The organism is Arthrobacter sp. 1088 (assembly GCF_031455315.1).
In the GTDB taxonomy this organism is placed as follows: domain Bacteria; phylum Actinomycetota; class Actinomycetes; order Actinomycetales; family Micrococcaceae; genus Arthrobacter.
Genome location: NZ_JAVDSM010000001.1, coordinates 171,799 through 182,347, shown reverse-complemented (window position 1 = coordinate 182,347; position 10,549 = coordinate 171,799). Strand labels below are relative to the sequence as shown.

Here is a 10,549-nt window from a genome sequence, read left to right as displayed (position 1 = left end):
GGTGATGCACAGCAGTTGCCCGGCTTCATCCGCGCGTCAGCACACCGCGCTTTGAATGTTGCGGGCATTTACGTTCCCGGTGCCGGCCGGAAGGCGGTAATCACCTGAATTGCATGCCGTGTTGTCTGTCATCGTCACGTAAGTCACCGGGCGCTCGAAGTCCACCGCCCCGCCGGTGGACTTGATGTCGTTGTTTTTGAAGGTATTCCCTACGATCTGGATGTGGTGGATTTGCTTCGTACCGTCGTAGTAGGCGTCGTGCAAACCCCGAGGTGAGCCCCAGACGGTGTTGCCAGTGATGTCAATGTTGTAAACGGCCCCGGATCCTCCAGCAAGGTCAATCCCGGCGCCGTGACGGCCTCCACGCACGTTGTTATTGGCAATCCTGATGTCATGAACGTCCTCATCGCCGTAGGTGTGAACGGCGATGCCGTCGTCTCCGTCAGTGCCCTTGCGCTGGTCCACTACGTTTCCAACAATGTCCCCGTTGCTCGTGTTCATCGCATGAATGCCATCCAGTTCGACGTACTTTCCGTCGGTTGCCGACTGTGTACTGCTGTCCTTAACACACCACTTCTGACCACCAACAAATGCGATTGAGTACGTAAAAGGGTTCCTTGTATGAACGCTTTGGACAAGTGAATTCATTGAATTGCGGACGTCAATCACGTACTCATTCAGGCGGCCAGACACATTCCCGTTCAATGAGTCACCCGACTGGTCTGCCGTGAAGTTCGAGAGGGTTGTGTTGTCTGCACCTGCTGTCGTCACGATGGGATATCCGCCAGCGGGGCCGTAGTTACCAGTGAACGAAGGACCAGCTTTCAGGATCGTTTCAGGGCCCACACCTTCAAGCTTTACATTGCTCTCCATCCGCAACTTGCCATTGATAATGAACGTGCCCGCAGGAATTTTTACCACTCCCCCGCCAGCAATTCCGGCCGCGTTAATTCTGCCTTGGATACTTGCAGTATCGTCGAGGGCATCGTTCGGAGTGGCAGTGACGCCATAAGTGCTGGTCGAACTGCTACCCGTGGCACCGCTTAACGAACACGACGACGATGTGACCGTCAAGGCTGCGGCACCTTGAAGGGGAGCAGCTGCTGCTGGGACAGCGGTTGACGCGAGGACACAAAGAACAAACACAGCACTGCTAATAGCGGGCGTGCTGCGGGCAACGCGTCCTTTCCGGCGCTCACCGTCTGTTGCATACCCGGCCGCGGCCAATGCGTGACGTGTGACGTCCCGAGAGGGCCAGCCGAAGTTAATAGTGCGTTTGAATTTAGGCACGGGTGTCAATCTCCTCTGTTTTTTGGCCTGGATGCGACGAGGCTGTCCATTCGTTGAGTGAGCGAACCTCGGCGGACGTGACGTGAACTTTGGATCTTCTTTGGTGCCGCGCCCCTATAGCTCCGACCGTTTCGGGGCGTCACTGCTGAGCCGGAGGCTGCAACCGCTGGATGACTTCTTTGTAGTCCTCAGTTGTGACACCGCTGCCTTGCTCATCAAAGAGGTTCTCTTCGAAGCCGAACAGGAACATCGTCATCCCACATTGCACTGCGTACCCCGGAGCGGTGCGCAATTGTTCGGCTAGGCTGTGCGATTGCGGTGAGCCGCCGGTGAAAGGTGCATCCGGAGGACCGGGGTTTTCACCGACCAGTCCCAGCCCGGCTCGCCGAGCCATGGCGCTGATGTACCTGTGGGAGGACCATTGTGAGACATCTTCCATCAGCATGCTCTCGTCGTCAGTGGGGAGGCACTGATCTTGCCGCGGAACGGCAGCGGCTGCACTCACGGCCGATATGTCATCCAAGCCCGTGAAGTCCACATCCACCCCCGCTAAAGCCGCGAGCGCAGCGAATTGAACAGCGTAGTCCAGACCGCGTTCTTGGGCGCCATCCGGATCGGCCCGGCCATCCAAGCGTCCTTTTATGGCTGTTGCTTTGTCATTCGGCAAGACTCCCCGACCCGCTACGGGAACATGCAAACGCCCTTGATACCCAAGTTTCCGTAGCTCGCGTATCTGCCATACGGCTGCGTCCACCGCAGATCCGGCATACCAGTCCCACCACCGTTGGACCTGCTCATCAGTTACGGACCGCCCGTGCCATGAGCTGGAGCCCGGAATCCACCCCGGCATGGGAGAAGGCGCAACGCCTTCAGCTAAACCGATGCCGTACTGGGGGGCGTCACCAAATGCCCAGTACTCGCGTTCATTTCCACCGTCACCGGGCCCTGGGTACCCTAGCTCCCCGCTGGCATTCGTCCCGACTCGTATTGCTGCTACGCCCTCAAACCCCAAGTCCGACGCAACACGAGCCAAGTACTTTTGCGCCGCATCCCGCACATCGGCACCGAATATGAGCTCGGAACCCTGGTCCTTTGGCGTTCCTCCTGCACTTCTCCGCAGCACACCTCCGGGCAGACCTCTTACCCAATCAGGCGCGTAATGCAGACCAGGGGACAGAACCACAGCCATGCCAGCCTCATGGCAGCGGTTCAGTCGTTCACGAACCTCCGCCACGTAGTGATGGTCCACCCCTCCGGCTCCCGGTTGGTACCGATCCCAGGCCAAGGGCAATTCCACTACGGATACGCCGGCCTCGCGAAGTTCTGCGAGGCGTTCAGGAGTGCACGTGGCACCCAGAACCCCAAAAGACAGGAGCTCTGCCGCCGGCTGGGTCTGCACACTGCAACCGACGATCACAGGTGTTGTCATCATCAACAGCAAGACCACACGAAGCAGGCTTCTCACGGGTAGCCGCCGGTCACGGGAGGGAAGCTCAGCCCTCCCGCCACAGCGGCGTCCAATTTTGCGCGGTCCAATTGCCACACCACGGTGTCACCGGACGTTGGTCCCCTGAAAGTGAAAACCGCTTGGGCGTTGTCCTGAAGCCAGTCCAGGAACTCAGGTGCGGCGAAGCCGTACCCCTCACTCAGTTGCCTCCCCTGTGTGAGGACATACTGCGCCTCGCGGTCATGCAGGGACTGCAAGGATGGCAGGACCTCCCACCCCTCATGCGGCATGAGCGCGAACTCAGCAGTTACTGACGTCAAACCCACTTTGGAGGACAAGGGCAGCTCGGCGTTCATCCAGTCCCGGGCACGGACAAGCCCGTCATCGACGACTGATCTTGCCTGAACACCCAGAAAGAGGCTGAGTATGGTCATGATTGCTGCGGCAGCCACAACGGGCGCCCGCAGGCGGGGGCGCCATTTCACCACCATCACAGCGGCTACGGGCACCGAAACCAGGGCAGACAGCACCACACAGTAGCCAAACTGTTCCTCTGCCGCCCCGAAGAAGACGGAGTAGATACCCACCAAGCCGGTAAAAAGCGAGAACAAGCCAATAGCCCGCCGTTCCACCAGCGGAGACCTAGCACTCACTGCCCCAGCCACCACGGAAAGGCCCAGAAGCAGATAGCTGGTGCCGAAGCGTCCGGCCAGGTCAATGAGCCGGTCTGCAAGGCTCACGCTGTGGACTGAATTGAAGCCTGTCATCTGAACGACGCCCATCATCCTCAGGACGCCCACCGATTTTTGTTCAACGAACTGCGGAATCAGCCCGCTGGCAGCGATCAAACCCAGATAAACCAGATAGGGAACTGTGGAGCAGGCGAGGATTCGCAAGGCTGTTTGGAGGGGCACGGTTCTACGCCAGACCACCGCGGCAAGCAACGGAACCACTGTGAACACTGCAGTCATGTCTTTCATGACGATGGCCAGTCCGAAAACCAATCCGGCGCTGATTTCAAGCCACAGGCGGGTTCGCCCCGACTTACGGTCGAGCAGCAACAGGACCAATAGCCACCCCGACAATACCGCCAGGCCAGCTGGAGTCTCCATCATCAACCGCCCATCCATGCGAAGGACAAACGGGTCGCTGGCCAGAATGACGCCAGCCACGGCAGCAGGTCCAACACCCACAAGACGGCGAACCAGCAGGAAACAGACAACAACCGCAACTGCTCCGAGAACACTATTAACCCAACGCAACTGCAACGCCAAGTCCGTGGAGTTGCCTTGGAGTCCCAGCACGCGGATGACCAGTGCGTTGAGGGCGTAAGAACCCGGAGGATGCAGGAAAAACGGGGTGCCAAGGATTGATGGCATGTGGCCATCCGCTATCTGCCTTGCAACGTCCGCGTAGGTTACTTCGTCAATGAAAACGTCATTGGCCCGTTGAACACCGAACACCCGGAAGACCGTGGCCAGCAAGCCTACAAGGGCTGCAACCCACAAGTGTCCCCGCAATGCCCGCTGGGAGGCATGTGCAGACCTCCTCGCCCGCCCACCCGAGGCAGTGACGTGGAGTTGGTAAAGCGAATTCATAATGACCCTTATGTGAAGCGAAAAAGTACTGAACCAGAAGAAATGTGTGTGTGAACCAGATGGCTAATCGGCATCGAGGTGCCCAGGCACAAAGTACGTTTCCGGTTTCAGTGGGATTACTCCGCTGGGGAACAGGGCATCTGCCTGCGTGGGATACTGCCTGATCCGCCCGGCTTTTGCATCGAGTCCGGTGTCCCAGGTCCACGGCACAAAGCCCAATTTGGACATGTGCGTTTCGTCCGGACCGGCAGCCAGATCATAGGGAAAGTCTGAGTACATCACCACGTTGTCCTGGTGTCCTTTGCCTACCTCCCGGGTGATCAGGTGGTCCACATGCTTACCCACCCCTGCCGGGCAAAACAACAGCTGAGCTTTGGTTTGTGCCATGAGTCCGGCGACGTCGGAGCGAAGCCGGCGGATGAGGGCCCGATCACCCTTGGCGATCCTTCCCATCGCGATGTCGAACCGATAGGTGGGGTAGCGGTGAGTGAGCTCCGGGAGCAGCCACTCCCACTGGCTGCTCCCCAGCAATGGGGGCTTTCGCCGCTTTCGAAACAGGGCGTCCACTTCGCCAAGGTGGATGGATTGAACACCCATGTCCTGCAGCACGGCACGATCCTCCGACTGCCTGGCCTGGAACAATTCCCCAGCGTCCGGAACGGTGCATTGGCGCATGAAGGATCGGGCTGCCCGCGTGTGGGGTGATGGCATGGCCTCAGTGAACAGCGTGGCCACGATGATCTGCCGCCCTTTGGCCTGGGCTTCAATAAGCGAGCCGCATGACAGGACTGCATCATCCAGATGCGGTGACAGGAACAGCCAGGGGGCGTCGCCCGCCATGGAGTGTTCGACTCGTGATCGGAGCGGCATTCAGGCCCTTTCGGCGTGGTCGGCTTGTGGCCGCCGGGTTTGAGGGTTCTTCAGTTCAGTGAGAGCGGTGCGATAGGCCTCCGCCTGCTTGTCGGCGAGTGCATCCCAGTTGTAACCGGCGGCAAACTTCCGCCCCTGCTCAGCCACGTGCTCCAGCCCCGTTTGGGAGTAACGGGAGGCAATTTCATCAGCCAGTGCCAGAACATCGAAAGCCTCTACCACCCACCCCGTACCCGGCGGGATGATCTCTTTCAGGCAAGGAATGTCGAAGGCAATAACGGGAGTGCCTGCCGCGAGCGCGTCAATGGCCACCAGCCCGAAGGTTTCGTGCCGCGAGGGCACTACCAGCAGCCGTGCATTGCTGAGAACCTGGAACTTGCTTTCCCCGGACAACCACCCGAGCATCTGCACGCGCCCGGATAGACCCTTGTCCCGGACGGACGTGCGCAACCGTTCCTCGTCCGGACCTGTACCGGCGATCAGCAGCTTGCCTTCTACCCTTTCGCAGGCATGGGCCCAGGCTTCCAGGAGGAGATCCAAGCCCTTGTGCCCGTACTCCAGTCGTCCGATGAAGAGGACATCCTTCCCCAGCCGGGGTTGGTTGTTCCAGGCTCCGGGATCTACGCCGTTGCCGATGACGTCCACATGCAGGTCCGGGTTCAGTTCCTTTAACCGATCACTGATGCCCTGCGAAACCGAAATCAGCCTGCGGTGCGTCAACACGCCCAGTCGCTCTATCCAGTGCAAGGGCAGCTTGTACTGCCGTGCTTTGTCCCTGGCGTGCAGCCATTGGACAACACCGATGGTGGGGCGCTTGGTCCAGAGCGGTGCGGCCATGGTCGAAAACGGAGCGAAAAAATCCTCCACCACCAGCTCGGTAGCTGACCGGCGCTTCCATACCTCAAACGGTAGCCGCGCAATATAGGCCACTAGCCTGGCCAGGCGGTTACTGCCCGTTCCGAAGCCGATGGGCACATAATGCACGCCGTCTTCGATGCGTTCCTGCCAGCCCGGATAGCGGGTGGTCAGCACTGTGACGTGGAAGCCCTTTGTCGCCAGACGGCGATTGATTTCGTGCGTCCTCACTGATCCCCCGCCTGCCCCGGGCATTCGTGGATCTTCAAAGCCCAAATGTAAAACTTTCAAAGCTGTCTTCCCATCTCTACATTTCTGGAGGGCTCCCTGCCCCTTACAACTCCGCTGAATCAGGAGTAGTGGCGTCCTCTTGGAGAAGCACGTCGGTGAAGTGCCCTATTCGACCGGCGGCCGGTAGATTTGCTGCGTCTGCCAGCCTGCCGACGTCGGGAGGTCCTGAAGTCGTTCCTGTGCGGCAGCATGCCGCGCTGGTGGGCAAGAACGGTGACTCCGCTGATGCCGGCGAGAAGCAACCAGAGCAGGGGCTGCAGGTGGGCGGCTCCGGCAAGGACCACGATCAGGGCGAACGCCAGGATGGCGAACCTGCCCGTCCCCTTTCCCTGGTTGGTAGCCGCCAGCACCGGACGCGCCAATAGTGTCAGGACGAGGCCAGCGGTCACCGCACCGACGGCAGATCCCACGGCCATTCCCGGGACGGCGTTCACCTGCCAGCCGATCCACAGCCCGCCGATAACCAGAAGACACGCGCAAGCGAGGCCGATTTGGCAGCGGCGGTAGGCACGCATGGCCAGGAGGATGGTGGCGAGCACCATCAGGACGGCATAACCGAGACCGGAAGCCGCCAGCCATGGCAGGAGTCCAAGGGAGCCGTGATACTTCGGCGGAACTATGAGGCCGGACATCAGGGGCGGTGCCGTGGCGATGATGGCGAAGGCCACCACCACAAGCTGCCCGAACGAGGCGAAGGAAGCGCCCAGCACCTCGCTGACCTTGACTCCAGGGGTGCGAAGCAAGGGAAATGCCACCAGCGCTGTCCCGGCGGCCACGTAAACGGGCCCCTTTGCAATGGTGGCGAGCGCTTGGAAGCCTGCTGCTTCTACCGAGCCGTTGTCGAGGAAGCCGACCAGTACGACGTCGGTCCCCACCAGCACGGACACGACGCACAGGACCGATGCAATATCGCTCGTTTCGGCCCACCGCCACTTCTGAAGCAGCACCCCCGGACGCCAACGGAGATCCCGATAGAACGACCACGGCACCACCAGAGGTGCCAGGCACCCCGCGACAAAACCGAGGACCGCTCCCCCGGCACCCCACGCCATAAGGATCACCAGCAGGCTGAAGATCAACCGCAAGACAACCTCGCCGATGGTGGACATTGCGTACCAATTGAAGCGGAGTTCGCCTTGGAGCCACCCGGCGGGCGCATTCACGACAAAAATGACAAAGGCTGCCAGAGCCACCGCTGCTGCCAGGTCCGGGGTGGCAAGCGCGAGAGTCACGCCGCCGGTGATGGCCGCCGCGGCAACTCCCGCCAGACAGGACACGAAGACCGAGAAGGCCACGCCGTTCCGCCGCTCTTCGGACCCTTCCGGATGCACGGCGACCACGTGGGACAGAGGAAGCGGAACCATTGCATTGGCCACGATCCCCACCACGCCCAGGATCATCGCGGCGGCGGCGAATTGTGTGTAATCCGCTGTCCCCAGCATGTTGGCCATGAGCAAGGTGCAGGCGTAGCTCACCACACCCACCAGCCCCGCCGACACAGCCAGGAAGCCACTGTTTTGAGCTATGTTGGGGTCGCGGTTCGGCGTCCTTTCCCGGCTTCCAGCTCTGGGCCGCAAACTCACTGCGGTGGTTATGGCATGTTCGGATAAATCCACTGATTAGCTACCGCTACTGGCCATCGTCGCGGAAGGGGGGCTCTTCTCCGTCAGTCCAGCCCACGGGCAGCTCAACAATCAGTGCCCCCTCGTGTTGAAGGCAGAGAAGGAGCTCAACATCGAAGGCAAAACCCGTGGTTCGGCGTTGCACATGAAGCAAACCCATCTGACCCTCCAAGAATCGGAACGGCACCAAGCGGTGCTCGCCTCCTAAGCAGTGCGAAGACACCCCAAGTCATGACGCGAGTCTGACGTGAAGGTTCAAGTTGTTCCCGTCCGGGCCTTAATGAGCATGTGCGGGCGCTCTGAGCGAAATCAGTGGTTCCGTGTCAGAGGCCATCTATAGAGTTGCCATATGAGCCACACTTCCTCCGCGCCTGCCGCTGCCCCTGTCAACGGTTCAGCACCCCGGCCTCCTGTTGCCAAACGCGTCCCCAGCCGCCGCGAACACCACGGCGACGTCTTCGTGGACAACTACGAGTGGCTCCGGGACAAGGAATCCGCAGAGGTAGTGGAGCACCTGAAAGCGGAGAACGCCTATCAGGAGGCTGTGACCGCCCATCAGGAACCGCTCCGCGAAGCAATCTTCCAGGAGATCAAGGGCCGCACGCAGGAGACTGACCTGTCCGTGCCCAGCCGGAAGGATGGCTGGTGGTATTACAGCCGTTCGGTGGAGGGCAAGGAATACAGCATCCATTGCCGCGTAGTTGCCCGGAATACGGGTGACCCCGTGGCCGACTGGACTCCGCCATCCGTTGAGCCGGGCGTGGAGATCCCGGGCGAGCAGGTGCTCCTTGACGGAAACGTGGAAGCCGAGGGCCAGCCGTTCTTCAGCATCGGTGGCGCTGCCGTGACAATCGACGGCAACCTTTACGCATACGCCGTGGACAATTCCGGCGATGAACGCTTCACGTTGCGGATCAAGGACCTCCGGACGGGCGAACTCCTGCCGGACGTCATCGAGAACATCTTCTATGGCGTGGCCTTCTCCCCTGACGGCACCCGCATCTTTTACACCGTGGTGGACGATTCCTGGCGCCCCTACCAGGTCAAGGCCCACGTATTAGGCACGCCGGTTGCCGAGGATGAGGTTCTTTACCAGGAGGACGACGTCGCCATGTGGCTGGGCTTCGATCTCGCCTCCGATCGGCGGCACCTTGTGCTCAGCATCGGTTGCTCCGAGTTCAGCGAGACCCGGCTGCTCCGCTTTGACGATTACGACGCCGGGCTCAGCACGGTCATTCCGCGTGCGGAGCACGTTCTTTACGAGGCCGAGCCCTTCCTCCTGGATGGCCAGGAAACCCTTCTCCTGACCCACAACAAGGACGCCATCAATTCGATGGTGAGCCTGGTTGACCCGTCCGAACTCACCAAGCCGCTGGCAGAGCAGCAGTGGCGGACCGTCGTCGGGCATTCCGACGACGTCCGCGTCAACGGTGCAGGCGTCACCTCCACGCACCTGGTGCTGTCCGTCCGGAAGGACACCATCGAGCGTGTCCAGGTGCTGCCGCTCACAGGCCTGGGCACGCCGCAGCAGGCCGCGCCAGTGGAGCCGGCCTTCGACGAAGAGCTCTACAGTGCCGGCGTTTCCAGTTCCGACTACGAGGCCCCTGTGATTCGCATGGGCTACACCTCCTACTTCACACCGTCCCGCGTCTACGACTTTGTTCTGCCCACGTCGGAGCTGCCCTCAGGCCAGCTGCTGCTGCGTAAGGAAAGCCCGGTACTGGGCGGCTACTCCAGGCAGGATTACGTGGCCACGCGTGAGTGGGCAACCGCCGACGACGGCACCCGGATTCCGCTGTCAGTGCTGCGTCACGCTTCGGTACAGCAGGACGGCACGGCCGCTGGTTTGGTTTACGGCTATGGCTCGTACGAGATGAGCATGGACCCGGGCTTTGGCGTTGCGCGATTGTCGCTGCTGGACCGCGGGATCGTCATGGTTATTGCCCACATACGCGGTGGCGGGGAGTTGGGCCGTCACTGGTACGAGGATGGAAAGAAGCTCACCAAGAAGAACACCTTCACGGACTTCATCGCTGCCACCGACTGGCTTGCTGCTTCCGGCTGGGTGGATCCTTCCCGGATTGCGGCCATGGGTGGTTCCGCTGGCGGCCTGCTCATGGGTGCCATCGCCAATATGGCTCCGGAAAAGTACGCTGCAGTAGTGGCGCAGGTGCCGTTCGTGGACCCGCTGACCAGCATCCTGGACCCCGAGCTCCCCCTGTCGGCTTTGGAATGGGAGGAATGGGGCAACCCGATCACCGATCCCGAAGCCTACGCGTACATGAAGTCCTACACTCCGTATGAGAACGTGCGGAGCGTGCCCTACCCCAAGATCGCCGCCGTGACGTCCTTCAATGACACCCGCGTGCTGTACGTGGAACCGGCCAAATGGGTGCAGGCGCTGCGCTCGGTATCCACTGGCTCGGAGCCGATCGTCATGAAGATCGAGATGGACGGCGGCCACGGCGGAGCGTCCGGCCGGTACGTTCAGTGGCGGGAGCGGGCTTGGGACTACGCGTTCGTTGCCGACTCGCTGGGCGCCACGGAACTTCTTCCTGGAGCGGGGCTCAAGTAGC

At 60.9% G+C, this 10,549-nt stretch carries 8 protein-coding genes; 1 reads left to right on the top strand and 7 read right to left on the bottom strand.

The annotated features are described in order from the left end of the window. Positions 1-36: 36 nt before the first annotated feature. The 7 genes from J2Y41_RS00835 to J2Y41_RS00805 form a co-directional block, all read right to left on the bottom strand. Positions 37-1,074, bottom strand: coding sequence for a glycosyl hydrolase family 28-related protein (locus J2Y41_RS00835; RefSeq protein ID WP_309925294.1), 1,038 nt, complete (start codon positions 1,072-1,074; stop codon positions 37-39). 355 nt (positions 1,075-1,429) lie between these two features. Continuing rightward, positions 1,430-2,737 carry a hypothetical protein gene (locus tag J2Y41_RS00830; RefSeq protein ID WP_309925292.1) on the bottom strand — a complete coding sequence of 436 codons (1,308 nt, stop codon included), beginning with the start codon at positions 2,735-2,737 and terminating at the stop codon, positions 1,430-1,432. A 14-nt stretch (positions 2,738-2,751) separates the two neighbouring features. Further along, positions 2,752-4,335 (bottom strand): glycosyltransferase family 39 protein, encoded by a 1,584-nt coding sequence (locus J2Y41_RS00825; protein ID WP_309925290.1) that lies wholly within the window; start codon positions 4,333-4,335, stop codon positions 2,752-2,754. A 63-nt stretch (positions 4,336-4,398) separates the two neighbouring features. Next, positions 4,399-5,205 carry a PIG-L family deacetylase gene (locus J2Y41_RS00820; RefSeq protein WP_309925288.1) on the bottom strand — a complete coding sequence of 269 codons (807 nt, stop codon included), beginning with the start codon at positions 5,203-5,205 and terminating at the stop codon, positions 4,399-4,401. After that, positions 5,206-6,291, bottom strand: a complete 1,086-nt coding sequence (locus tag J2Y41_RS00815) for a glycosyltransferase family 4 protein (protein WP_396133423.1) — start codon at positions 6,289-6,291, stop codon at positions 5,206-5,208. It lies immediately after the preceding gene. Between the two features lie 119 nt (positions 6,292-6,410). Next, positions 6,411-7,934, bottom strand: coding sequence for an oligosaccharide flippase family protein (locus tag J2Y41_RS00810; RefSeq protein WP_309925284.1), 1,524 nt, complete (start codon positions 7,932-7,934; stop codon positions 6,411-6,413). Between the two features lie 46 nt (positions 7,935-7,980). Next, positions 7,981-8,133: a hypothetical protein gene (locus J2Y41_RS00805; protein ID WP_309925281.1), complete on the bottom strand. Its 153-nt coding sequence runs from the start codon at positions 8,131-8,133 to the stop codon at positions 7,981-7,983. A 189-nt stretch (positions 8,134-8,322) separates the two neighbouring features. On the opposite strand from J2Y41_RS00805, the gene J2Y41_RS00800 reads away from it, so the two are divergent. Next, positions 8,323-10,548 carry a S9 family peptidase gene (locus J2Y41_RS00800; RefSeq protein ID WP_309925279.1) on the top strand — a complete coding sequence of 742 codons (2,226 nt, stop codon included), beginning with the start codon at positions 8,323-8,325 and terminating at the stop codon, positions 10,546-10,548. Position 10,549 lies beyond the last annotated feature (1 nt).

Excerpts from the sequence above, each read along its gene's own strand:
- J2Y41_RS00825 (WP_309925290.1), bottom strand. The coding sequence starts at position 4,335 with ATGAATTCGCTTTACCAACTCCACGTCACTGCCTCGGGTGGGCGGGCG.
- J2Y41_RS00805 (WP_309925281.1), bottom strand. The coding sequence starts at position 8,133 with ATGGGTTTGCTTCATGTGCAACGCCGAACCACGGGTTTTGCCTTCGAT.
- J2Y41_RS00820 (WP_309925288.1), bottom strand. The coding sequence starts at position 5,205 with ATGCCGCTCCGATCACGAGTCGAACACTCCATGGCGGGCGACGCCCCC.
- J2Y41_RS00800 (WP_309925279.1), top strand. The coding sequence starts at position 8,323 with ATGAGCCACACTTCCTCCGCGCCTGCCGCTGCCCCTGTCAACGGTTCA.